General features: G+C 60.8%; 24 protein-coding genes. 6 read left to right on the forward strand and 18 right to left on the reverse strand.

All coding sequences use genetic code 11. The features are described 5' to 3' along the window. Window positions 1-19: 19 nt before the first annotated feature. Window positions 20-1231 carry a caspase family protein gene (locus tag ACP90_RS06565; RefSeq protein ID WP_055656100.1) on the forward strand — a complete coding sequence of 404 codons (1212 nt, stop codon included), beginning with the start codon at window positions 20-22 and terminating at the stop codon, window positions 1229-1231. A 147-nt stretch (window positions 1232-1378) separates the two neighbouring features. On the opposite strand, the gene ACP90_RS06570 is transcribed toward ACP90_RS06565, so the two are convergent. Continuing rightward, window positions 1379-2047, reverse strand: a complete 669-nt coding sequence (locus ACP90_RS06570) for an OmpA family protein (protein ID WP_055656098.1) — start codon at window positions 2045-2047, stop codon at window positions 1379-1381. A gap of 182 nt (window positions 2048-2229) precedes the next feature. Between ACP90_RS06570 and ACP90_RS06575 the strand changes: the two genes are divergently transcribed. Further along, on the forward strand, window positions 2230-3858 hold the full coding sequence (locus ACP90_RS06575; RefSeq protein WP_145915717.1) for a hypothetical protein: 1629 nt from the start codon (window positions 2230-2232) through the stop codon (window positions 3856-3858). On the opposite strand, the gene uxuA is transcribed toward ACP90_RS06575, so the two are convergent. The 9 genes from uxuA to uxaC form a co-directional block, all read right to left on the reverse strand. Continuing rightward, the gene (gene uxuA / locus ACP90_RS06580) at window positions 3855-5042 is read right to left on the reverse strand and encodes a mannonate dehydratase (RefSeq protein WP_062487449.1); all 1188 of its coding nucleotides are present in this window, start codon (window positions 5040-5042) and stop codon (window positions 3855-3857) included. The genes ACP90_RS06575 and uxuA overlap by 4 nt on opposite strands. Continuing rightward, complete coding sequence (locus tag ACP90_RS06585) at window positions 5039-6493, reverse strand: mannitol dehydrogenase family protein (protein WP_286145742.1); 1455 nt, start codon at window positions 6491-6493, stop codon at window positions 5039-5041. Before ACP90_RS06585 ends, uxuA begins: the two co-directional genes overlap by 4 nt. Then, window positions 6483-7211, reverse strand: coding sequence for a 2-dehydro-3-deoxy-D-gluconate 5-dehydrogenase KduD (gene kduD, locus ACP90_RS06590; protein ID WP_055656093.1), 729 nt, complete (start codon window positions 7209-7211; stop codon window positions 6483-6485). Before kduD ends, ACP90_RS06585 begins: the two co-directional genes overlap by 11 nt. Beyond that, a complete protein-coding gene (gene kduI, locus ACP90_RS06595) occupies window positions 7208-8032 on the reverse strand; it encodes a 5-dehydro-4-deoxy-D-glucuronate isomerase (RefSeq protein ID WP_055656091.1) in 825 nt (274 codons plus the stop codon). Before kduI ends, kduD begins: the two co-directional genes overlap by 4 nt. Before the next feature lie 27 nt (window positions 8033-8059). Next, window positions 8060-8377, reverse strand: a complete 318-nt coding sequence (locus ACP90_RS06600) for a cupin domain-containing protein (RefSeq protein WP_062487450.1) — start codon at window positions 8375-8377, stop codon at window positions 8060-8062. Window positions 8378-8387: 10 nt separating this feature from the next. Then, complete coding sequence (locus ACP90_RS06605; protein ID WP_055656087.1) at window positions 8388-9668, reverse strand: TRAP transporter large permease; 1281 nt, start codon at window positions 9666-9668, stop codon at window positions 8388-8390. A gap of 1 nt (window position 9669) precedes the next feature. Further along, entirely contained in the window at window positions 9670-10167 is a 498-nt protein-coding gene (locus ACP90_RS06610) for a TRAP transporter small permease (RefSeq protein ID WP_088665314.1), read from the reverse strand. 152 nt (window positions 10168-10319) lie between these two features. Next, window positions 10320-11300 carry a TRAP transporter substrate-binding protein gene (locus tag ACP90_RS06615; protein WP_062487452.1) on the reverse strand — a complete coding sequence of 327 codons (981 nt, stop codon included), beginning with the start codon at window positions 11298-11300 and terminating at the stop codon, window positions 10320-10322. 23 nt (window positions 11301-11323) lie between these two features. After that, window positions 11324-12766 (reverse strand): glucuronate isomerase, encoded by a 1443-nt coding sequence (gene uxaC, locus ACP90_RS06620; RefSeq protein WP_062487454.1) that lies wholly within the window; start codon window positions 12764-12766, stop codon window positions 11324-11326. 92 nt (window positions 12767-12858) lie between these two features. On the opposite strand from uxaC, the gene ACP90_RS06625 reads away from it, so the two are divergent. The 3 genes from ACP90_RS06625 (at window position 12859) to ACP90_RS06635 (ending at window position 15326) form a co-directional block, all read left to right on the forward strand. After that, a complete protein-coding gene (locus ACP90_RS06625; RefSeq protein ID WP_055656081.1) occupies window positions 12859-13551 on the forward strand; it encodes a GntR family transcriptional regulator in 693 nt (230 codons plus the stop codon). Continuing rightward, window positions 13548-14492, forward strand: a complete 945-nt coding sequence (locus ACP90_RS06630) for a sugar kinase (protein WP_082809679.1) — start codon at window positions 13548-13550, stop codon at window positions 14490-14492. Before ACP90_RS06625 ends, ACP90_RS06630 begins: the two co-directional genes overlap by 4 nt. A 171-nt stretch (window positions 14493-14663) precedes the next feature. Beyond that, window positions 14664-15326, forward strand: a complete 663-nt coding sequence (locus ACP90_RS06635; protein WP_023003258.1) for a L,D-transpeptidase — start codon at window positions 14664-14666, stop codon at window positions 15324-15326. 403 nt (window positions 15327-15729) lie between these two features. Here the strand turns inward: ACP90_RS06635 and hpaI are convergent, their stop codons facing one another. The 8 genes from hpaI to ACP90_RS06675 are packed head-to-tail and all read right to left on the reverse strand — an operon-like array spanning window position 15730 to window position 23430. Next, on the reverse strand, window positions 15730-16518 hold the full coding sequence (gene hpaI / locus ACP90_RS06640) for a 4-hydroxy-2-oxoheptanedioate aldolase (RefSeq protein WP_062487458.1): 789 nt from the start codon (window positions 16516-16518) through the stop codon (window positions 15730-15732). A gap of 11 nt (window positions 16519-16529) precedes the next feature. Beyond that, window positions 16530-17336, reverse strand: coding sequence for a 2-oxo-hept-4-ene-1,7-dioate hydratase (gene hpaH, locus ACP90_RS06645; protein WP_208993478.1), 807 nt, complete (start codon window positions 17334-17336; stop codon window positions 16530-16532). Then, a complete protein-coding gene (locus ACP90_RS06650; RefSeq protein ID WP_062487460.1) occupies window positions 17333-18187 on the reverse strand; it encodes a fumarylacetoacetate hydrolase family protein in 855 nt (284 codons plus the stop codon). Before ACP90_RS06650 ends, hpaH begins: the two co-directional genes overlap by 4 nt. After that, window positions 18184-19602 (reverse strand): pyridoxal-dependent decarboxylase, encoded by a 1419-nt coding sequence (locus tag ACP90_RS06655; protein ID WP_062487462.1) that lies wholly within the window; start codon window positions 19600-19602, stop codon window positions 18184-18186. Before ACP90_RS06655 ends, ACP90_RS06650 begins: the two co-directional genes overlap by 4 nt. 29 nt (window positions 19603-19631) lie before the next feature. After that, window positions 19632-20612, reverse strand: a complete 981-nt coding sequence (hpaD, locus tag ACP90_RS06660; RefSeq protein ID WP_062487463.1) for a 3,4-dihydroxyphenylacetate 2,3-dioxygenase — start codon at window positions 20610-20612, stop codon at window positions 19632-19634. A gap of 20 nt (window positions 20613-20632) precedes the next feature. After that, a complete protein-coding gene (gene hpaD, locus ACP90_RS06665; protein WP_023003264.1) occupies window positions 20633-21487 on the reverse strand; it encodes a 3,4-dihydroxyphenylacetate 2,3-dioxygenase in 855 nt (284 codons plus the stop codon). 41 nt (window positions 21488-21528) lie between these two features. Beyond that, window positions 21529-23040: a 5-carboxymethyl-2-hydroxymuconate semialdehyde dehydrogenase gene (gene hpaE, locus ACP90_RS06670; protein ID WP_062487465.1), complete on the reverse strand. Its 1512-nt coding sequence runs from the start codon at window positions 23038-23040 to the stop codon at window positions 21529-21531. A 3-nt stretch (window positions 23041-23043) separates the two neighbouring features. Beyond that, window positions 23044-23430 (reverse strand): 5-carboxymethyl-2-hydroxymuconate Delta-isomerase, encoded by a 387-nt coding sequence (locus ACP90_RS06675; RefSeq protein ID WP_062487467.1) that lies wholly within the window; start codon window positions 23428-23430, stop codon window positions 23044-23046. Between the two features lie 102 nt (window positions 23431-23532). Here ACP90_RS06675 and hpaR point away from each other — a divergent pair, with 102 nt between their 5' ends. Continuing rightward, window positions 23533-23985 (forward strand): homoprotocatechuate degradation operon regulator HpaR, encoded by a 453-nt coding sequence (gene hpaR, locus ACP90_RS06680; RefSeq protein ID WP_055656061.1) that lies wholly within the window; start codon window positions 23533-23535, stop codon window positions 23983-23985. The last annotated feature ends 68 nt before the right edge of the window (window positions 23986-24053 follow it).

Raw genomic sequence — 24053 nt, forward strand, 5'->3', positions numbered from 1 at the left:
AGTCGTGCCGGGCGGTCAAATGTCGAGATGTGTCAGGCTTCTGACGGGGTTCTGCTGTCTTTTTCTGATGGCCGCAGGTCTGGCGCAGGCAGAGGAAAACCGCTTTGCGCTTGTTATCGGTAATTCGTCCTACGAGAAGATCGGCCGGCTCGGAAACCCGGGACGGGATGCGGATCTTGTCGCCAAGTCGCTGGAAGCGGTCGGATTCGAAGTTTCGGTTCATTTCGACCTTGATGAGGACGGTCTTGGCAAGGTCCTGGACGATCTTGCCGATCGTGCTCCGGACCTGGATGTGGCGGTGCTCTATTTCGCCGGCCATGGCATTCAGAAGGATGGTGAGAATTTTCTGATCCCCGTGGATGCGCAACTGAAATCTGCGACCTCGATCGAACGGGAAACGGTCAGTCTGCGTTCGTTCATGGAGGTGATGGAAGAGGTGCCGATCAGTCTCCTGTTCCTTGATGCCTGCCGCAACAACCCCTTTGCCGAACATCTGTTGTCGCAGTCCTCCTCCGACGGGCGGTCCGCCGGGATCACCCGCGGGCTTGCCCCTATCCGCACGGTTGGCGACATGCTGGTCACTTTCGCCACCCTGCCGAATTCCGTTGCAAAGGATGGTGCCGGACAGAACTCGCCTTTCGCCAAGGCGCTAGCCCGCCATGTCGCCACACCGGATGCGGAAGTCTCCGTCTTGATGAAGCGGGTGACGCGTGACGTGATGGCCGAAACCGACGGCGAGCAGCGGCCGCAGCAGCTGTCTCAGATGCAGACGGAATTCTATTTCAAGCGCACCAACGCAGCCGCTCCGGAGACAGATGATCAGCAGACCTTGCTGGCGGTCTATCCCGGTTCGGTCAGTGCCGGCGAGGAAGTCTCGGTTCTGGCGGATGTGCCGCAGCAGTGCGCACCGGATTTCTTTAATATAACGCCGTCAAACCGGGTGACGCCGATCCCGACTTCGTACTTCAAGACGGTTGAACTCGGCGGCGGCAAGATCCGGTACGAAATCTCGCCCGGCTCGCGCTATGGCCTTGTCGTGGAAGAAGCGGACGAGAAGGGGGCGAACCGTATCGGCTTCTTCTGCTCAATGGGACCCGCTCTTTCCGATCAGCAGAAGAAGGAAGTGCTCAGGCGGATCAACGGACAGCTCGCGCAAAACGAGATGTCCGGGACCATCGGGTCCGACCCGGAACGGGTTGCCTATCATTTTGCCGAGTTCAAGATCAACTGACGCAGGAGAAGAGGCGGGTCGCTTTCAACGAAGATGCGCCCGCGCTCTGAGACCGAAAGGCCTGTGCATCCCCGAGTCCAGCCCGCGCTTCGATTGGCCGGGAGGACGTCGGGGAGGCGACTGTGTAGGCAGGTCCTCTTGTGAGGATCAGTTGACCGGCAGCAGGACCAGCTGGACGCGGCGGTTCTGTTCGCCGTAGGGATCGCTCTGGTCCTTCAGTCTGGAGGCGCCCATTCCGCTTGCCAGAACACGCTGCTCTGAAAGCCCGCCCCAGGCTGCAACGAAACCTGCGACCGTCTGGGCGCGCTGTTGCGAGAGGGCAAGATTGTACTGTGCGCTGCCCTTTGCATCCGTGTGGCCAAGCAGCAGGAAGCGATAGTTCTTGAACTTGTCCTGGCTCAGAATGCGCGAGAGTTCGGTAATCTTCGCGGCCTGGTCCGGACGCAGCGACGCCGAGTTGTAGTCGAACAGGATTTCCATGTCGATCGTCGGCAGTGGTGCCGATGACGCGGTTTCCGAAGAGCCGCCGACTGGTGGCGGGGTGGAGGCAGCACCTTCTCGATCGACAAGCTTGAGATTCACTACATCGTCCATCGAGAGGGCGGTGTTTGACTTGAATTCCGAGTTGCTGCAGGCGGCCTGATCAAGCAGGCATTTTTCCATGTCGGTCTCCGCCGGGGCACTGGCGTCACGCGAGGCGGAAGTTGCGGGTTTGGTGTCGCCGCCAAGATCGAAATCCTCAAGCGTGATAGTGCTTTGCGCCGCGGCAGGCAGAGCCAGGGAAATAAAAATCAAAAGAAATGCAAAAGGCTTCATGGCAATATCCCGAACCGTTACGTGGTCGTTTCTCGGATTGATCCGCTTCTACCATACGGTTGGCAAAAAATGAAAGTGGCCACTGCGTCAGTTGGGTATTTGACGCTGTCCCATCATCCCTGCCACATTTGCGGCCTTACAAAATCAAATTGCAGACAACTGGATTGAATGAGGGGCTGATCATGTTGCGAAACGCTGTAGCGGCGGTGGCGGGAAAAGGCTTTGCCCGAAGCGTAATACAGACGCTTGCGTCGGTGGTTGTATGTTTTCCTGCCTTTTCGGCGGCCCATGCTGCGGAAATGCGTCTTCTCGACAGCAATCCTGCAGCAGCTGCCGGTTACCAGCTTCTGGACCTTGGGACGGTGAGCGCAGAAGCCGTCGGTCACGCCAAGGGCGTTGAAGACGGCTTCACATCGAAGAGCGCCGTCAAGGACGGATCATTGCCTTATTTCGAAAACGGCATCGCGGGCGATGGCGCACATACCTATGAGACACTGCATATCGTGCCGGCCTGGGGTGGGCTAAAGACGGGCAAGGTCATTTCCATCGAGGGACAGATCCAGAAGGGGGACCTCGATCACCTGAAGGCTCTTGTGGAACGCACCGGCTTTTCGGACTGCCTGAGACCCGGCTACTGCCCCTATAACAACGTGATTTCCCTCAACAGCCCGGGCGGCAACCTGCGCGAGGCGCTGGAAATCGGCAAATACATCGCGGAGCAGAACTTCATCACGCTGCTGCCGGAAAATGCCGTCTGCGAGTCCGCCTGTTCCCTGGTCTTTCTGGCGGGCTACACGCGATACGAGGGGTTCTTCTTTCCTCGCCGTTTTGCTCATGAAACCGCCCGTCTCGGCATTCATCAGCCTTATATCCAGCTTCCTGAGGGCAACTACAGCGCGGAGCAGGTCGGGCAGGTCGTTCAGCTGATCAATCGGGGCGTCAACGAGGTTACGGACTATTTCCTCAGCACAGGTATCGGCATCGGCTTCATGCGCAACATGTACGGCACGAAGCCCGGGTCCATGTATCACTTGTCGCTGGCGGAAATGGCTGCTGAAGGGATCTTCGTCGTTGGACGTCCGCAGGATCTGTCAAATCTCAGCCGCAGCCAGATGCTGTCCTATTGTTCCAGCCTGTATCAAGGACGCTTCAACACCGTGTCGCAGGACCTGCTGGCCAATCTGCAATCGAACGAACGCACTTTCCTGACCTATGTCACCGGGCAGAATTTTGTCTGCCTGGGGGTGAAGGGCCCGGATGGCGACAGCTGGCGGTCCTACGTCTGCGATGGCAGTTCGAAATGTCTGCTCGGTGACTTCGGGCAAGTGGCGCTGTTCGAACTGGAAGCCAACGGCAAGCTTTCGGGGTTTCGAGACCGGGATGCGTCGGCCTTGATGAACATTGCCGCAGGGATCGACAATACCGAGGTTGGTCTGGCGCTGAAGGAGTACAATCACCGGGTTGCGCTGCTCTATTTTGTCGAGCTGTTCGCCGAAAACATGGGAACGTTCGAGACATCCTTCAAACGCATCCCGGCAAGCCTCGCCTTTGCCGAGGTGCCCCGGGAGTTCTGCGGTCAGGTCGATGAATATGATGCCGGTCTTGTGCGGCTGGTGCAGGCCGGTCTCAACAACAGCGGCATCGACGTGGGTACTCCGGACGGGTCGCTCGGCCCGAACACGCGCAAGGCCATCGGGCGGGCCAACAAGGATCTGCTGAACCGCTCCGAAACCGTTATCGATCCGTCTCTTCTGAAGGAGCTGGGCGTGCCCGAAGACGAAGTCCGAGGGCATGTCCTGTGTAACGGCTAGGCCTGGACAGCGCGGCGAGCCGTCAAACCTGCGATAACGCCGCGCAGTTCCGCCAGTCCGCGCATTCGCCCGATCAGGGGATAGCCCGGATGCGCACCGCGGTCGGCGTCGCTCAGCAGCTCGTGGCCATGATCTGGCCGGAAGACGATTTCGTCATCTTTACGGCCCTCGTGTCGCCGTCCGGCTTCTTCGCCAAGAAGAACGCCGAGCAATGCAGGCATGTCGGTGTCGCCGCCAAGATGCGCTGCTTCCTCGAACGAACCATCCGGATCTTTCGCGACATTGCGCAGATGGGCGAAATGGATCTTGCCGGCAAAGCGTTCCGCGATTGCAGGGACATCGTTCTTCGGGTTGGCGCCAAGTGAGCCCGAGCACAGCGTCAGGCCATTGGACGGGCTGTCCACCGCCGACAGGATCCAGTCGATGTCGTCCGCATCCGAGACGATCCGCGGAAGACCGAGCAGATCCCGGGGCGGGTCATCCGGATGTACCGCCAGTTTCAGGCCAAGCTCTTCGGCCGCCGGGACCACTTCCTCCAGGAAGCGCTTGTGGTTTTGTCTGAGAGCCGCCCGGTCGAGTCCCTGATAGGGCACCAGTGCCTCACGCAGGCCGTTCGGGTCGTAACGATCATAGGCCCCGGGCAGACCCGCCATGATGGCCTGGGTCAAGCGGTCGAGGTCCGGCTGTTTTGCGGCATCAAACCAGCGTTTTGCCTCGACCAGAACCTGTTCGCAATAATCGTCTTCCGCCTTGGGTCGCTTGACCATGTAGATTTCGAAGGCCGCCATCCTGGCAGCGGAAAACCGCAGGCAGGTACCGCCACGTGCCACGGGCGCGGCCAGGTCCGTCCGGGTCCAGTCGAGCAACGGCATGAAGTTGTAGCAGATGACCTTTATGCCTTCAGCGGCCAGGTTTGCCATCGATTGCCGGTAGTTGGCGAAGAGTTCCGAAAGATCGCCTTCCCCGCGCTTGATGGCTTCGTGAACCGGCAGGCTTTCCACCACGGTCCAGTCGAAACCGGCAGCGTGGAGCCGGGTCCTGGTGTTCGCGATTGTTTCGCGAGGCCAGATCTGGCCGTAGGGAATTTCGTGCAGTGCCGTGACGATGCTGACAGCACCGGTCTGGGCGATTTCAGAAAGCGAGATGCGGTCATAGCCGCCATACCAGCGCCAACCTTCGATCATGACAGGGTTCCGATTGATTTGCCGACACCGTCAGCCTTCAAGGCAGCATAGGCGGCGGTGACGGGCGCCAGAATGGCAGCGGCGAGGTCGGGTTCGAAGACTTCGGTGACACCCAGAAGCGCTGCCACCTTGCCGGCGTCGCCATCGCTTTCTCCGACAAGAGACTTGAGGCGATCGCTCAGCGGATCGCGCACGTCAATCGGCTTGCCTTCAAGATCGGTGCCGCCGACATAGATCATCCAGGCGGCAATCGCGAGGCAAAGGCCAGGGCAGTTTCGACCGTTCGTCAGGTTGTCGCGCACGGTGCCGAGAATGCGCTGAGGCAGTTTCTGGCTGCCGTCCATGGCGATCTGCCAGGTGCGGTGCCGGATGCCGGGATTTGCATAGCGTTCGAAAAGCGCATCCGCGTAGGCTTCCAGATCAACACCCGGCGGAGCCTCGAAGGACGGAATGATTTCCTGGCGCCACAGGTTTTTCACGAACCCGGCAAACAGCGGATCTGCAACGGTTTCGGCGATCGTCTCGTGCCCCGCGAGATAGCCGAGGTAAGCCAGCGAGGAATGCGTGCCGTTGAGCATACGCAACTTCATGTGCTCGAACGCGGTGACGCTCTCAACAAGCTCGACACCTACGGCACCGAGGTCCGGCCTCGCATCCGCGCCGTAAGCCGGGACGAAATCATCTTCCACCACCCACTGGCGGAACGGCTCATGCAGCACAGGGGCTGCATCGTAGCGGCCGGTCTTGCGGGCCAGGGCGTCGATATCCTCTGGTTTTGTGGCAGGCACGATCCGGTCGACCATGGTTGACGGGAAACGGCCTTCGGTTTCGATCCACGCGGCCAGTTCCGGATCGAGCCTCCCGGCAAGATCCAGGACAATCCGGCGGACCAGGCGGCCATTGTCCGGCAGGTTGTCACAGGTGAGCACGGTAAAGGGCGGCAAGCCGGCGGCCTTCCGTCTTGCAAGCGCCCGCACAAGGTAACCCGGAGCGGAGACAGGCAGCGCGGCTTTCAGGTCGTGTGTGATGTCCGGGTGATCGGCATTCAGTCTGCCGGTTGCCGGATCGTGGCAATAACCCTTTTCCGTCACGGTCAGGGTGACAATCCTGACGTCGGGATCCGCCATCGCGGCCAGCACGGCTTCCGGGTTTTCCCGTGCGACCAGCACATCCCGGATGATCTCTACCTGGCGAAGGGTTTCGCCTTCCGGGCCAAGTTCCTGCGCTGTGTAGACAAAGTCCTGCGGAGCCAGCTGGTCATGCATGCGTGGGCTTTGCAGGCTGACGCCGATGATGCCCCAGTTGTTCTGTCCGGTGCCGCCTGCAGCCTTCGTGGCTTCTTCTATGTAGATCGCTCCAAAGGCCCGGAAAAATGCTCCGAGCCCCAGATGAACGATGCCGGCTTTTGCCGCCGGTGTTGTTCTGGAAAGGCGCGGCAAGTCAGCGTGCAAGCCAGCCTCCATCCACATTGAGGACAGCACCGTGAATGTATTTTGCAGCCGGTGAAGCGAGAAAGACCGCGGCTTCTCCAATGTCGCTGGCTTCACCCCAGCGGCCGGCCGGAATGCGTTCCAGGATCTGCCGGCTGCGCTCCGGGTCGTCACGCAGGGCTTCGGTGTTGTTGGTGGCGATGTAACCCGGTGCAATGGCGTTGACATTGATGCCCCGCGCCGCCCATTCGTTCGCCAGCAGCTTGGTGATGCCGGCAACACCGTGTTTGGCCGCGGTGTAGGACGCGACCTTGATACCGCCCTGGAAGGACAGCAGCGAGGCAATGTTGACGATTGCCCCGGTCCGGCCGGCGTTGAAGGCAGCGTTGCCGAAAGCCTGGCAGGTGAAGAAGACGGACTTCAGGTTGACGTCCATCACGTCGTCCCAGTCGGCTTCGCTGAAGCTGTCCGCCGTGCCGCGGCGGATGATGCCCGCATTGTTGACCAGGATGTCGATCTGTTCCGCCTCGAACAGTGGCATCGCAGCCATCGGGTCGGACAGATCGAGGTGCACATGGCGACCCCTGGTTATCTGGGCCAGCGTTTCGTCGCAGTCGCGCCGGGCCGCGCACAGAACTTCGGCGCCTGCCTTGCTCATGGCGATGGCAATGGCCTGGCCGATGCCGGTGTTGGCGCCTGTCACCAGGGCGCGTTTGCCTTCCAGGGAAAACGGGCTCATCGCAGGTCTCCCATCGCGACCATGTCCATGTCGGTGAAGTCGACATTATCGCCGGCCATGGCCCAGCAGAACGTGTAGGCCCCCGTGCCGGCGCCGCAATGGATAGACCAGGGCGGAGAGACCACGGCGTCCTCGTTGGCCATCACCAGGTGCCGGGTCTCGTCCGGCTTGCCCATGAAGTGGAACACACGCTGGTCCGGGCCAAGTTCGAAATAGAGATAGGCTTCCATGCGCCGGTCATGGACATGGGCCGGCATGGTGTTCCAGACCGAGCCGGGCGCAAACTGGGTGTAGCCCATAAGCAACTGGCAGCTTTCGGCGACTTCCGGATGCAGAAATTGCAGGATGACGCGCTCGTTGGAGGTTTCCGCAGAGCCGAGTTCCACCCGGCGCGCGTCCTTGACGGTGATCAGCCTGCTTGGGCAGGCCCGGTGCGCGGGCGCTGACAGGATGTAGAAGCGGCCCGGGCCGGAGAAGGTGACGGGTCCGGAGCCCATGCCGATGTAGAGCACATCTCCCTTGCCGACCTGATAGGTCTCGCCACCCGCCTTTACAGTGCCGGCCTCCCCGATATTGAGAATGCCGAGTTCGCGGCGATCGAGAAGGGACGGGGTGCCGGCTTCCTTCACTTCATCCAGAACGAGTTCGCCAGTTCCGGGGACAGCGCCGCCCAGGATCAGCCGGTCGTAATGGGTGTAGATCAGGTTGATCTTGCCATCCTGGAAAAGGCCGGCGGCGTGGAAATGTTTGCGAAGACCCGTGGTGTCGAGGGTCTTGGCGGTGTCCGGGTCGATGGCGTAGCGGGTTTCAACGGTCAGCATGGCAAAGTCCTTGGGTGCAGGCGGTGTTCAAAGAAAGTCGTCGCGGCGCGGCGTGAAGGTATCGACCAGTGTCCCCGGTTCCAGGCACACGCACCCGTGCAGGGCGTTGGAGGGGATGACGAAGCTGTCGCCGGGACTGACGTCGAAGGTCTCGCCGTCGATGGTGAAGCGGAAACGGCCGCTTTCGACATAGGTCGACTGTACGTGTGGATGATTGTGCAGCTTGCCTTCCGCGCCTTCCTGCTGGAAGCGGAAGGCGACGACCATCAGGTCGGGACTGTCGGACAGCACCTGCCGGCGGATGCCCGGGTCGGCGGTCACTTCGGGAAAGGTTTTCACGAACATTGGTTTTGCCTCAATGGAACAGGGATGGCAGCCACAGCGACAGGGACGGGATGTAGGTCACCAGGAGCAATGTGAAGATGGCGGCACCATAGAAGGGCCAGATCGTCCTGATCGCATCCCAGACCGATATCCGGCCAACGGCGCAGCCGACAAAGAGCACTGTGCCGACCGGCGGCGTGCATAGGCCGATCCCGAGGTTGAGCACCAGGATGACACCGAAATGGACCGGGTCGACCCCGAAAGCGGTGGCAACCGGCAGGAAGATCGGCGTGGTGATGACGATCAGCGGCGACATGTCCATGAAGGTGCCGAGGAAGAGCAGCACGATGTTGATCATCAGCAGGATGATCAGCGGGTTCTCGGAAATGCCCTTCATGAATGCCACCAGTTCCGCGGGGATGCGCAGGAAGGCCAGCAGCCAGCCGAAGGAAGCCGCACAGCCGATAACCAGCAGAACCATGGCGGTGGTGCGCACCGCGGCTTTCGTCGCGGCGACGAATTCCGGCCAGTGCATGGTGCGGTAGGCAAGCGTGGTCACCAGCAGCGCGTAGACGGCCGCGATGCAGGAGCTTTCGGAAGCGGTGAACACACCGGAGCGCACGCCGCCGAAGATGATGCCGATCAACAGCAGGCCTGGAATGGCGTTGATGAACATCGCACCAAGAGCCGACAGGCCGGGAAAACGTTCCGTCGGATAACCGGCGCGGCGGGCAACGAACCAGGCAGTGACCATCAGGGAAACTGCCAGCAAGAGGCCCGGCAGGATGCCCGCGGTGAACAGGTCGGCGATGGAAAGACGTCCGCCAGCCGAGATCGAATAGATGATCATGTTGTGCGAGGGCGGCAGCATCAGCGCAATGATCGAGGAGACCACGGTGACATTGACACCGTATTCGACCGAATAGCCCTTTTCCTTCATCTGCGGGATCATCAGGCCGCCGATGGCGGTTGCATCCGCCGCGGCGGAGCCAGAGATGCCGCCGAAGAGTACGGAGGCGGTAATGTTTACCTGACCGAGACCGCCGCGCATATGCCCGACCACGGCCCCGGCGAGCGCCACCAGCCTTCGGGCAATGTCGCCGCGCACCATCAGTTCGCCGGCAAAAATGAAAAAGGGGATCGCCATCAGCGCGAAAACGGAGACACCCGAGTTCAGACGCTGGAAGACGACGACGGGCGGCAGACCCATGTAGAGCACGGTGGCGAGCGACGCTGCGCCCAGGCAGAAGGCAACGGGTGTGCCGATCAGGAGCAGAACCGTGAATGTGCCGAAGAGGATAACGGGTTCCATATCAAGCAGCCTCTTCGATGGGATCTTCGCCGAAGCGTGCGGTCGGCAGACCGGCTGCGCGACGCATCAGGCGTTCGATGGAAAAGAGAAAAACCAGGCAACCTCCGCCAACGAGCGGCAGGAAATCAACCGCGCCTGAAACGCCGAGCGACGGCAGTTTTACGTCCCAGGCCGACAGCGCCAGTTCCGCGCCGTACCAGGCCATGCCCGCGCCAAAGGCGGCGACCACGGCATCGGAGATGCTGTAAAGCACCAGTTTGGCTCCCTGCGGCAGAAAGTAGAGCAGGACGTCAAAACTGAGATGGTAACCTTCACGGATGCCGACGGCGGCGCCCAGGAAGATGAACCAGCCCATCAGGATGACGGAAGCAGGTTCCGACCAGACGAGGCTGTCGTTCATGACGTAGCGCATGAAGACCTGCGCCGTGATGAACACGGTCATGAGTATGAGGCCGCCTCCGGCAAGCCAGAGCGCTGCCGTGGAGACATGGCGCAACATCTGCGCGGTGAACTTGAGATGAGGCTGCACGTCGAGATCCTGAAGCAGGGAACCGGGTCAAGGCGGATCCTGAAAAACGGCCAGCAGCCAGCCGGGCCGTTCCGCGGTCGATGGACCGCGAAACAGCTTTGCCGGCTGCGGGCTTGCGAAGATCAGTCGGTCGCGCGGATGCGGGCGACGAGATCCTTCAGATTTTCGGAGGTCACGTGCTTTTCGTAGACGCTGTCCATGGCTGCCATGAACGGCTCCTTGTCGATTTCCGTGACGACTTCGACACCGGCAGCGCGGACTTTTTCTTCAGACGCCTTTTCGCGGGCCTGCCACTGTTCGCGCATGAAGGGGACCGAGTCCTTTGCAGCCTGGCGGACGGCTGCCTGGTCTTCCGGAGACAGATTGTCCCAGGACTTCTTCGACATCACCAGCACTTCCGGCACGATCAGGTGTTCGTCCAGAGTGTAGTAGCCGGCAACTTCGAAGTGACCGGAAGATTCGTAGGACGGCCAGTTGTTTTCCGCACCGTCGATAACGCCGGTCTGGATGGACGAATAGACTTCGCCATAGGGCATCGGCGTCGCGTTGGCACCGAGCGCCGACATCATGTCGACGAAGATGTCGGACTGCATGACGCGAACCTTCATGCCTTCAAGATCTTCAATCGATTTGATCGGTTTGACCTTGTTGTAGAAGCTGCGCGAGCCGCCGTCGTAAAAGGCAAGGCCGACATAGCCGTGCGGTTCGAACGCCGCCAGGATCTCGTCACCAATCGGACCGTCCATCACTGTGTGCATGTGATCGACGCCCTTGAAGATGTAAGGCAGCGAGACAACCTTGGTTTCCTCGACCAGGTTGTTGAACGGGCCCATGGAGACGCGGTTCAGGTCGATGACGCCGAACTTGGTCTGTTCGATGGTGTCCTTTTCCTCGCCAAGCTGCGCGGAATGGAACACTTCGACACAGATGCGGCCGTCAGTGCGCTCTTCCAGCAGCTTGCCCATCTGCTTGACGGCCTCCACCGTCGGATAGCCGTCCGGATGGGTGTCGGACGATTTCAGTGTCACTTCGCATGCAAGCGATACGGATGTGAGCGCGGCGGTGGCCAGAAGCGATGCCGCAAGGGTCTTCAATACTTTCATAGTCTCCTCCCGAAATTGGCTCATCAGAGCCGATAGGCCTGCTTGGCAAGCCTGTAAGTGAGGTCGTGAGCGACCTCATATGCCTCGTCCTCGTCCAGCCTCCCGGATGTCACGAGCGATGCGAGGTAAGCGCAATCGACACGGCGGGCCACATCGTGGCGGGCCGGAATCGAGCAGAAGGCGCGGGTGTCGTCGTTGAAACCGACTGTGTTGTAGAAACCCGCGGTTTCCGTGGTCAGTTCCCGGTAGCGGCGCATGCCTTCCGGGCTGTCGTAGAACCACCAGGCCGGACCGAGCTTGAGCGTCGGATAGACGCCGGCAAGCGGGGCCAATTCACGAGAATAGGCCGTTTCGTCCAGCGTGAAGAGAATGATCGAAAGGTCCTTTTCCAGACCGACCGCGTCCAGCAGCGGCTTGAGCGCCTTGACGTAGCTGGTCTGGGTTGGGATATCGAAACCCTTGTCCCGGCCATGAGCTGCCATGATGCCGGACGAATGATTGCGGAAGCTGCCCGGATGAATCTGCAGAACCAGCCCGTCCTCGAGGCTCATTCGTGCCATTTCCGTCAGCATATGGCCGCGGAATGCGTCGGCTTCCGCTGGTGAGCAATTGCCCTTCAGGGCCTTCTGGAACAGGGCTTCAGCATCCGCAGCCGGCAGGTTCTCGGTGCGTGCGGTGGCGTGACCATGATCGGACGACGTTGCGCCGAAGGACTTGAAATAGGCCCGGCGCACCCGGTGGGCATTGAGGTAACCCTGCCAGCTTGTGGTGTCTTCACCGGCGAGCTCGCCGAATTTTTCGACGTTGGCGCCAAATCCCTCGAACTCCGGGTCGACAACCGCATCGGGGCGATAAGCCGTGACGACCCGCCCTTTCCAGCCGCTGTCCCGGATCTGTCGGTGCCATTTCAGGTCGTCCAGCGGTGATTCCGTGGTTGCGATCACCTCGATGTTGAAGCGCTCGAACAGCGCACGCGGCCGGAATTCCGGGCGGCTCAGGCAATCGGCAATGTGGTCGTAAGCTTCATCCGCGGTTTTGGCGGAGATCCGTTTGGTCCAGCCGAAGACTTCCTGGAAGGAATGCTCCAGCCACATGCGTGAAGGTGTGGCCCGGAAAAGATGGAAGTTCTCGGCAAAGGTTCGCCAGATCTTGCGGCTGTCGGTCTCGCTCAAGCCGCCGTCGATGCGCGGTACACCCAGTTGGCTGAGGTCGATCCCTTGCGAGAACAGCATGCGGAAGACGTAGTGATCGGGAACGATGAACAGTTGCGCCGGATCGGGGAAAGCTTCGTTTTCGGCATACCAGCGCGGATCCGTGTGCCCGTGCGGGCTGACGATCGGCAGATCCTTGACGGTGGCATAAAGCTCCGTCGCGATCTTGCGCGAGGTCGCATCGGCGGGAAACAGGCGGTGCGGGTCAAGGCCCTGTTCCGAAATATCCGGTGCATCCGCTCTTTCCAGTGACATTCGTTTCTCCCGTGGCGCCTTTGGGCAGGCTGATGTTGCTACTAGTAAACTGATATGCTAGTTGAGTAGACGAGTCAACGGAGACAACGCTGATGTCAGAAAGTAGCGCCCTGAAGGTGCTCGAGCCGATCAAGATCCCGACCGTGGCAGATACGGTGTTCGAGGAATTGCACCAGCAGATCCTGTCACTGGATCTGGCGCCGGGCACGCGCATGTCGGAAGCGGAAGTGGCCAAGGCCTTCGGCGTGTCTCGCCAACCCGTGCGCGATGCCTTCTACCGGCTGTCGCAGCTCGGGTTCCTTTTGATCCGGCCTCAACGGGCAACGGTTATCTCCAAGATCTCGGAAGTAGCGGTGCTGAAGGCCAAGTTCGTGCGGACGGCGCTGGAAGTTGCCTGCATGCGGGCCGCCATCGAAGTGATCACGGACGCACAGATCGACGATCTGGACGAGCTGCTTGCACAGCAACAGGCGGCGGTGGATGCGAATGAACGCCAGTTGTTTCACACGCTTGACGACACGTTTCACCGGAGGATCTGTGAAATCTCGGGCCACGACTATGTCTGGGCGCTGATCCGCGAGCAGAAAGCGCATATGGACCGGGTGCGGTTCCTGTCGCTGGCGTCCGGGGCGCAAGTCGCACTGGACGACCATTTCCGTATCATGTCGGCCATTCGCAGGCGGGACGGCAAACTGGCCGAATCCATGCTGACCGAACACCTGGGCCGGATTGCCACCATTCTCGGCCGTATCCGCGCCGAGAACCTGGACCATTTCGAGGAATGAGTATGCCGATGCGGTTTCTCGCCATCGGCGAATGCATGGTCGAGTTTTCACCGACACCGTCAGGAACCTACGCCGTCGGCTTTGCCGGCGATACGTTCAACACGGCCTGGTACGCGCGCCAGCTGACGGACACCGAAAAGCTGGATGTCGGGTACCTGAGTGCTGTCGGCGATGACGCACTTTCCGGACAACTGACGGATTTCATCGAAGCTGCAGGAATCAGGCCCTTGATGGCCAGGGTGCCAGGTGCTGCGCCGGGCATGTACATGATCTTCCTCAGCGAAGGCGAACGAAGCTTTCAGTACTGGCGCTCGCAGTCCGCGGCCCGGCATCTTGCCGACGATCTCACAGCACTGGAGACAGCCGGGGAAGGGGACCTGCTCTATTTTTCCGGTATCACAGTGGCCATTCTTGCCGAAGCAGCCCGGGACCGGCTGCTAGCCGCCCTGCAGGCAGCTGCCGGGCGTGGCGCGGAAATCGTCTTCGACCCGAACCTGCGGCCGCGCCTGTGGCCGGCCAGTGACGAAATGTGCCGCTGGACGATGAAGGTGGCCAGTGTCGCCGGCATCGTGCTGCCGTCGTTTGAAGATGAAGCCAGCCATTTCAAGGATACCGACGAAGCGGCGACCGCGGCGCGCTATCTCGCCAATGGGGCGAGGCTGGCCGTGGTCAAGAACGGGGCGGGGCCGATCCTTGTGCGCGGGGCCGATGGTGACAGTTTTCAGTATCAGCCGGAACCGGCAAGCACGGTCGTCGACACGACGGCAGCAGGCGACAGTTTCAATGCGGCGTTCCTGGTCGAATACATGGAACGGGCAAGAACGCGTGAGGCTGTTCGTGCGGGCTGTGCCCTTGCCGCGCACGTGATCGGCAGCCGTGGAGCGCTGGTGCCTGTCACAAGAATGGACCTGATTGCCTGCCGCAACAGGTTGAGCGCCTGATTGTTTGTGTAACCTAACGGCAGAAAAGCCCCAATTTTAATCAACTGTTTACCATAAATATGTTGCTTTCACTCCTGGATCGCGTGATGTGTCTTTAGAATTTTCTGATCCGGTCAGAACCGTATTATTGCAAGTTTGACGGTTCGAGCACGCCGCTGAAAGGACGCGAATATGGCTTCCACGATGAGCCGACGCACATTTGTTGCTGCAATACCCCTGCTGCTGGCAGCCTGCCAGAGCCAGCAGAGTTCAACCGTGCAGGCGGGATTGACCCCGCTGGCCGACGGGACACCGGATTACGCGACGGCCTATGCCGCCAGAACCGATGGCGGGTTTTCGATACCGGCGATCCAGTATCAGAAGTTCGACCCGAAATATCTGCGCCAGGTGGTGTTCTATCCGAGCAAATATCCCTCCGGCACAATCGTTGTCGATCCCGGCAGCAAGTATCTCTACCTGATCCAGCCCGGTGGTCGTGCCATCCGCTATGGCATCGGTGTCGGTCGCGCCGGCTTCGCCTGGAACGGTGAGGCGGAAATCCGCTTCAAGCGCGAGTGGCCGAAATGGTTTCCGCCGGACGAGATGATCGAACGGGATCCGAAACTGGAAAAATATCGCGACGGGCAGGACGGCGGTCCGAGCAATCCGATCGGCGCGCGCGGGCTTTATCTGTGGCAGGGCAACAAGGATACGCTCTACCGCATCCACAGCACCAACCAGCCCTCCAGCATCGGAACCAATGCTTCCAGCGGCTGTATCCGCATGTGGCATCAGGACATCATCGATCTCTACAACCGCGTCAATGTCGGCGCCAAGGTGGTTGTGCTGGGCTAGGTTTTCGGCACCATCCACTACGGCCTCATGTTTGAAGAGCCGCCAGGTCCCCTCAGATGGACTGGCGGCTCTTTTTCGTTCACGCGGCCCATCCTTCGAGACAGCGCTTCGCGCTTCCTCAGGATGAGGGGGGTGGGTGGGGCCGTTTGGGTAAAGCAGCTTTCCGGGTTGGTCAGTCCGATAGCGTGATCTGTCTGGCGTGGTGATCTGGATACTGGGCAGGCAGACTGTCTGTTATCCAGCCGACCAAGGACATTTCGATCCACAGCCCTAGCCTCATCCTGAGGAGGGCCAACTGGCCCGTCTCGAAGGATGGGCACCTTGTTCCGGAGTTACCAGTTTTCCGGCCCCGCCTCGCTTTGCATATGGACGGGACCCGACGGGGAGGCAGTGCCCGCAAGTGTCACCCTTCGACCGATCCAAGAAGCTCTTTTGCCTGCCGGGCTGCACCGCGGATGGCCGCGGCATAGAGGGTGACGTCGATCGAGGTGGCGACGAAGGTTGCGCCGAGCTCCAGACAGGTGCGGGCGAAATCCAGATTGGTGGTCAGGATACCCGGTGCCTTGCCGGCAGCCTTGATGCGTTTCATGGCGTCGAGGATCGCGGCAACGACTTCAGGATGCATCGGGTCACCGAGGTGGCCCATATCGGCGGCCAGATCCGATGGCCCGATGAAGACGCCATCAACGCCGTCGACCGACAGGATGCCGTCGAGGTCTGCCAGGCCGGCGCGGTTTTCCACCTGAACCAGCAGGCAGATCTCACCGTAGGCAGTCGTCAGATAGTCGGGAATGGCGGAAAAGCCGGACGCGCGGGCAAGCGCGGATCCAACGCCGCGCACACCGACCGGCGGATAACGTACTGCACTGACGAGCTCTTCTGCCTGCGCCTTGCTTTCCACCATCGGGACCAGCAGCGATTGCGCACCGGCATCCAGGAACTGCTTGATCATCCAGGTCTCGCCGATGGGTACCCGCACGACCGGCTTGCTGGTGGAGGCCTCGACCACTTTCAGCTGCGCCGTCATGGATCTGAGGTCGTTGGGCGCGTGTTCGCAATCGATCAGCAGCCAGTCGAAGCCGGCACTCGCGGTAATCTCCGCCGAGTAGGCATCGGCAAGCCCGACCCAGCAGCCCATCTGCGGCTGACCGGAATTCAAGGCGGCTTTGAAGGCGTTTTGAGGCGCTGGCATGGTTTTCCCTATTAGGCGAAGGAGCAGGAAACAGACCCGAACGGGCCGAAGTCGGCGTGGACCTTCGAACCGGACGGGCATTCGACCGGCCGGATGAAGGATCCGGACAGAATAATCTGTCCGGCTTCGATTGTCTGTCCGTAATCGGCCATGCGCCGCGCCAGCCAAACGACGCTCTCGACCGGATCGTTGAGGACGCCCGCACCAAGACCGGTCTCCTCCACTTCACCGTTTCTGGTGACGATGGCGCCGGCCCAACGGAGGTCGATTGCTCCGGGATCATGCTTTTCGTTGCCCAGAACCAGGCCGGCATTGGCGGCGTTATCGGCAATGGTGTCGAAGATCTTGCGAGCCTGTCCCGTCTCCGGATCAACGCGCCGGATGCGCGTATCGAGAATCTCCAGGCTCGGACACACGTGATCCGTCGCCGCAAGTACATCCTGGCGCGTGACGTTGGCGCCACCGAGAGAGGCCTTCATGACAAAGGCAATTTCCGCTTCGATGCGCGGCTGGATGAACCGGCCCCTGGGGACCGTGGCTCCGATTTCAAACAGCATGTCGTCGAAGAGGACACCGCTGTCCGGAATGTCGATCTTGAGCGCGTCCTGCATGGCTTTCGACGTCAGACCGATCTTCCAGCCGATGATCTTGCGGCCTTCGGCAAGCTTCGCCCTGGCAAGTTCTTTCTGGATTGCATAGGCCCCGTCCATGTCGAGGTTCGGATGGCGCAGGGTGAGAAGACCGATCTGCTCGAGCGTCTTTTCCGCGTTCAGGAGATCATTTGCGGCTTTGGAGATGTCTGCTTCGCTCAGGCTCATTTTTCATCCTCCACCCCGTTCCGCAAGATGCCGATGCCATCGACCTCGATCTCGACCACGTCACCGGGTTTCAGATAGCGGGGAGGGTCGAACCGGGCGCCGGCACCTGTCGGCGTGCCGGTGACGATGATGTCGCCGGGCTGAAGTGTCATGAAAGTCGAGATGTAGGCGATTTCCTCACGGATCGGGAATGTCATGCGTTTCAGGTAATCGTCCTGGCGCAGCTCTCCGTTGACGCGGGTCTGAATGCGGGCCTCATCCAGTTGCTCCGCCTTTTCGAAAGGCACGAGCCAGGGGCCGATAGAACCGGAGTGGTCCCAGTTCTTGCCCTGGGTGACGTTGAATTTCGCGTGCCGAACCCAGTCGCGGATGGTGCCTTCGTTGCACAGGGTCAGGGCGCAGATATGGTCATAGGCATCTTCCGCCTTGATGCGTCGGCCGGTCTTGCCGATGACGATGGCCACTTCGCCCTCGTAATCGAGTGTGTGGTTTTCGGGCGGCCGGATCAGCGGACGGTCGTGGCCGGTGAACCCGCTGGCAAAGCGGGGGAACAAGGACATGTATTTCGGTTGGGTGCTGCCGTCCTTGTACTCCGCATTGCGGTCGGGAAAGTTGACGCCAACACACAGGATCCGCGGCGCGTTCGGCAGCACCATTTCATAAGTGAACTCGGAATGCGTAACCGGTTTCTCCTTTGCGGCAGTGACAAGGTCCTGCAGACCGCCGGCGCGAATGGCGTCGTAAAGCGTCGGCCACTGCGGAAAGTCCGGCGACAGGGCAATCATGCCGGTATCAGTGACGGCTCCGTAAAATTCCTGTCCGTCGGCGCTGTAGGTTGCGAGCCGGGTCATGCGGTCTCCATGTTTCTGGCAATTTCGATAATGACGTCGAAGGCAAAGGCGACGTCTTCCTGTGTGCAGTCGAACTGCCCGACCTGGAAGCGGACCACCTTGGCACCATCCAGCAGGGTCTGGGTCAGGTAGATCCGGCCATCGTCGTTGATGGTATCGACGAGGCGCTGGTTGAGCGTGTCGAGGTCCCTTGCACCTTCAGGGGCAAAGCGAAAGCTGAACAGGGAAAGGACGGGCTCGGAGGTGATTTCAAAATCCGGTTCTGCGCGCAAATGCTCGGCAAGAGCGGTTGACCAGTCGACATGGTTGCGCAGGCGCCCTCGCAGGCCTTCCAAACCGTAGGAGCGCATCAGGAACCAGAGTTTCAAGGCCCGGAAACGGCGGCCAAGCGGAACGGACCATTCGGAATAGTTGACGATCCCGTCGTGGCCGTGGGTCTTCAGATATTCCGGCCGGATCGCCAAAGTACGCACAAGGTCTTCCGGGTCGCGAACGAAATGGGCGGAACAATCGAACTGGGCTCCAAGCCATTTGTGCGGGTTGAAGACCATGGAATCGACGCCGTCGACGCCTTCCCAGAGCTCGCGGTACTCGGGGACGATCATCGCCGCGCCTGCCCAGGCCGCATCAAGATGCACATAGAGGCCGAAGTCTTTCGCGACCGTGACGACCGCTCCAACATCATCCGACGCGCCAACGCCGGTGCCACCGGTGCAGGCGATGATGCCGGCTGGCCGGAAACCGGCCGCAAGATCGGCTTCGATGGCGGCGCGCAGCGCGTCCGGATCCATGGAGCGGCGTGGGCCCAGAACAGGGATACGCACCAGATTGTCCTGGCCGATGCCGGAGATCCAGATTGCCCTGTCGATGGAGGTGTGGACCTCATTGGAGGAATAGACCCGCAGGCGCGGTTGCCCGCTGAGGCCGGCCTTGTTGCCATCCCACGAAAGGGCGCGCTCGCGCATGGTCAGGACGGCGGCCAGAGTTGCGGTGGAGGCGCTGTCCTGGATCACTCCGGTAAAGGACCCGGGCAGACCGACGGCCTGGCGCAGCCAGTCCATCATCCTGGTTTCCATCTCGGTTGCCGCCGGAGAGGTCTGCCATAGCATGCACTGCGCCGCCATGGCGGTAACGAGATATTCCGCCAGCATTGACGGTGGAGACGCATTGGCGGGGAAATAGGCAAAGAAGCGCGGGTGCTGCCAATGGGTCATGCCCGGCAGAACGATCTTCTCGAAGTCCGCGAAGATCTTCTCCATCTCCTCGGCAAGTTCGGGAGGTGCCTCGGGGAGGGCGTTGAGGATTTCACCCGGCTTCACCTGGGCGCGGACAGGCCGCTGCCGCAGGGTCTGGTGATAGTCTGCGGCCCAGTCGGCCACTCTCCGGCCCCAGCCGGCAAAGTCAGTCCAGTTCATCGCATTCTTCCAACCATTGTCTGTTTCACCTATGGCGCAACAATCGGTTGTGCGGCAAGGCTGGGAGCCTGAACTTCGGTTCCTTCGAACAGGGATCCTTCCTCGAACCAGCTCTTCGGAGCCGGCGCGCCCCAAAGGGTCTGCCGCTGCGGATCCTTCAGGTCCCACCTGATCGGTTCCAGATCCGGATCGACCGTCTGGTAATCCGAACAGTAGATCTCGATCCGGTGGCCGTCCGGGTCTCGAATGTAGAGAAAGAAGGCGTTGGAAATGCCGTGTCGGCCCGGGCCGCGCTCGATATTGGATACCCAGCCAGTGGTTGCCATCAGGTCGAGCAGGTCGATGATATTGAGCGGTGTCGGCACCCAGAACGCGGTGTGGTGGAGGCGCGGGCCCTTGCCGTTGGTGAAGGCAATGTCGTGGACGCCGCCCTTGCGGTGGGTCCAGGCGGCCCACAGACGGCCGGTTGCCTCGTCTTCCGTGTATTCGGTCACCCGGAAGCCAAGCTCGTTGTAGAAGGCAACGGAAGCATCGACGTCCGGCGAGAAGCAGTTGAAGTGGTCGATGCGGAGCGGCTTTACGCCCTTGTAGAGTGCGTATTTCTGATGGATCGGCGGCAGGCGGTCCATCTTGGCGTAGAACTCCAGCGGAATGCCGTGCGGATCGCGGGTCCGGAATGTGCGCGACTGATAGGGCCGCTCGACCCAGTCGACCGGCAACCCCTTGCCCTTGAAGAAGTGCGCGGCCTTGTCGAGGTTTTCCTCGTCGAACACCTTGAAGCCGAGATCACGGGCAGCGGCATCTGCCGATTTGCGCAGGACAAGGCAATGGTGGCCGCGTTCTTCCATGGCGCGCAGATAGATCGCCTCTTCGGCTTCGTCCGTGACCTGAAGCCCGAGCGTGTCGACATAGAAGGCCCGGCTCTTGGCCAGATCCGTGACGCCCAGTTCCACATGGCTGAGCCGGATGATGTTGAAGGGCGGATAGAGATTGGGGGCCGGAATGGGCATGGAAGGCTCCTGCGATAAACCTATTGGACCGGGAAGATGACGTTGGTCTGTCCGGTACCGGAACTGGGGAAATAGTCGGTCACGACCTCGCATTCGGCGGTGTAGCTGTCCCAGCCGAGCGCGCCGTAGAGCATGGCGGTGTCGTGCATGGAGCCTTCGCCGCAGCAATGGTCGGCATATTCCGGCAGCATCTTCAGGAAGGTGGCATGATCGCCCCTTTGCCACATGTCGAGGACATGCAGATCGACCTGCCGGTTGAACTCGGACGAGATGGTGAAAGTGCCGTTGTTGGCGGCGTAGTCCTTGTTGGCCCAGATCTTGTGAGACAGGGAGCCCGAGGCAAGCAGCAGCACCTTCTCGTCACTGGCTTCGACTGCCGCCCGGATCGCTTCGCCGACGATACGGCTCTCGTCATGGCCGTGCACCGTGCACCAGGCGGCGACCGAGACGACCTTCATGTCGTGTTCCCGGCTCATGAACCGCATCGGCACCAGCGTGCCGTATTCAAGTTCCAGGCTATCGAGATGATGGGCGAGCGTGAAAGCGCCGCGCTCGGTTGCCTCTCTTGCGATGGCGTCGCCCATCTCCGGGTTGCCCTCGTAGGCGTAAGGCAGGTTCTGGATGAAATGCGGAAATTCGTTCGAGGTGAACAGGCCTTCGAACCGCTTGTTGGCATTGATGTGAAAGCCTGCGTTGATCACCCAATGCGTGTCGCAGACGATCGCCGTCGTCGCGCCGAGCGCTTTTGCCCGGCGCGCGATTTCGTAATGACCGTTGATAGCCGGCTGACGCTTGCCCTCCACAGGTCCGGGCTGTTCCGACATCAGCATGGTCGGCACATGCGTGACCTTGGCCGCGAGAACGATTTCTCCCATAGTCTCCTCCCGTTACTGCGATCTTATGTCGTTCACATTCCTCACGCACCAAGGCGCGGGATGGCGTGCTGGCCGGTCGCAAAGCCGATGTGTTTCTGTTCCATGTAGAATTCGAACGACCAGTCGCCGCCGTCGCGGCCGATGCCGCTGGCCTTGACGCCGCCGAAGGGGGTGGGCAGGTGGCGGACGTTTTCCGAGTTCACCCAGATCATGCCCGCTTCCAGAGCGTTGGTGAACCTCAGCGCCCGCGTCAGGTCGTTGGTCCAGACGTAGCCGGTCAGGCCGTAGGGAATGTCATTGGCGATCCGAAGTGCTTCTTCTTCCGACCCGAAGCGGATGGAGGTCAGGACCGGGCCGAAGATTTCTTCCTGGGCGATCTTCATGGCGTTATTCGCGCCGGTGAAGAGGGTTGGGCGCACGAAGCAGCCTTCCGTCCCGACGCGGCTGCCGCCAGCGGCAATCGTTGCACCGTCCTGGCGGGCGATTTCGAAGTAGCCGGTCACCTTGTCGAAATGGGTCTTGTGGATCAGCGGGCCGATTTCGGTCTTTGGGTCGAGGGGATGACCGACCTTGATGTTGTTCACCCGATCGATGAGCCTTGCCTCGAATTCCTCGGCAATCGTGTCCTGCACCAGAAGGCGCGAGGACGAGGTGCAGCGCTCTCCGTTGAGCGAATAGATCATAAAGATTGCCGCATCCAGCGCCCGGTCGAGATCGGCATCGTCGAAAACGATCACGGGGTTCTTGCCGCCGAGCTCGAAATGCACCCGTTTCAGGGTTTCCGCCCCCTGTCGCATGATCATGGACCCGGTGCGGCTCTCGCCGACGAAGGCGATGGCCTTGATGTCAGGATGTTCTGTCAGGGCCTTGCCGGCTTCTTCGCCGAGGCCGTTGACAAGGTTCCAGACACCTTTCGGCAGGCCGGCTTCTTCTGCAATTTCCATCAGGATGCGTGCAGTGACTGGAGAAAATTCCGCCGGCTTGTGGACCACGGTGCAGCCTGCAGCGAGCGCCGGCGCGATCTTCCAGGTCGACAGCATGAAAGGCGTGTTCCAGGGCGTGATCACGCCGACCGGTCCGATCGGAAGACGGGTCGTGACGTTCATGAGGGTCGGTGATGGCAGGGCCTGACCGTCGCGGGCACCTGGCGTCTTGTCAGCGAAGAAGCGGAAGTTCTCGGCGCCGCGCAGGGCGGCCTTCGACATGAAACGCAGGGCCTGACCGGTATCCCAGCATTCGCAAAAGGCGATTTCTTCGGCGCGGGCGACAATGCCGTCGGCAATCTTGTGAAGGATTTTCTTGCGCTCCGTCGCGGCCAAATCGCGCCATGCCGGAAAGGCCTCCTTGGCGGCCCTGGCTGCAGCGTCGATATCGGCAGCATCCCCCCTGGCAACCTTGCAGATCAGGCTGTCGTCCACCGGGGAGGTGGTTTCGAATGTCGCGCCGGAGGCTGCGGGGCAGGCCTTGCCGCCGATCTGGTTCAGCACGCCGGTCTCCCGGAACCTTGCGAGGTAGGTCTCAAGTTTTTCGATGTTGTTCTGAAGGTCAGACATGGGTCAGACAGTCCCCAAATGGTCGCGAATGGTGCCCGTCTTGGGCGAAAGGTCCGGGTCGATGTCGCGCATCTCAAGCGATAACGCGAGCGAACTGGTGGCCAGGACCGGTTCCAGGAAAGCCTTTGCGGCCTTGAACAGACGCTCCGCTGCGTCGCGCTTGACGTCGTCCGGCCGTCCGGCGCGAAGGCGTACGGAAATGTCGATGAAGGCATGTTTCGGGTTGCCGTCGGCGATTGCATAGTGGTCGCATCGTATGGCCCGCACCCGCAGACCGGGCATGGGAAGGGCATCGATGGTCGCGGCTTGCGCACGCAGATGCTCGCACAGGGCCTTTATGTCGGCCCGCTGTTCCAGGTTGGCGGAATATTCCAGCGATATGTGCGGCATGGGATTTCCTTAACAGTGCAATATTTGCTATGTTAAATATATGAGATCGAAACTGTCAAACTTTTTGTGTCTAATAATCTGCCAATTCGCTATGGACCTTGCATGATCGACGACACTGAACCCGCTGACGGCCCGGCGCTGCCGTCCACAAGACGCTCCATCCCGATTGCGCTGATCCGGGCGCGCGAGAAGGTCATGGGCCCGATCCGCGAGATGCTCTCCGACTGCGGCATCACCGAACAGCAGTGGCGCATCCTGCGGGTGCTGGAAGAATTCGGTCCACAGGATGCCTCGACCCTGGCCGACCGCGCCTGCCTTCTGTTGCCCAGTCAGACCCGGATCGTTCAGACACTTCTGGAAAAGGGGTTGGTAACCCGTCAGGCGGACGAGAAGGACCGGCGCAAGCAAACGGTGGCGATTACGCCGGCCGGACAGGCAATCATTGAGGATAAGCTCGATGACGCCAAGGCAATCGCGGCGCGCATAGAAGAGGTCATCGGCAAGGAGAAACTGACACAGCTGCTCGACATTCTGGAGGATTTCCAGAAGCTGTAAGAGGCTTGGGACTGAGCCTGGGGCTGGGCCGGATTTCGGATAGCGGCCGGTTTTCGCGCTGAAGGCTT

It is taken from the genome of Labrenzia sp. CP4, assembly GCF_001579905.1.
Classification (GTDB): domain Bacteria; phylum Pseudomonadota; class Alphaproteobacteria; order Rhizobiales; family Stappiaceae; genus Roseibium; species Roseibium algicola.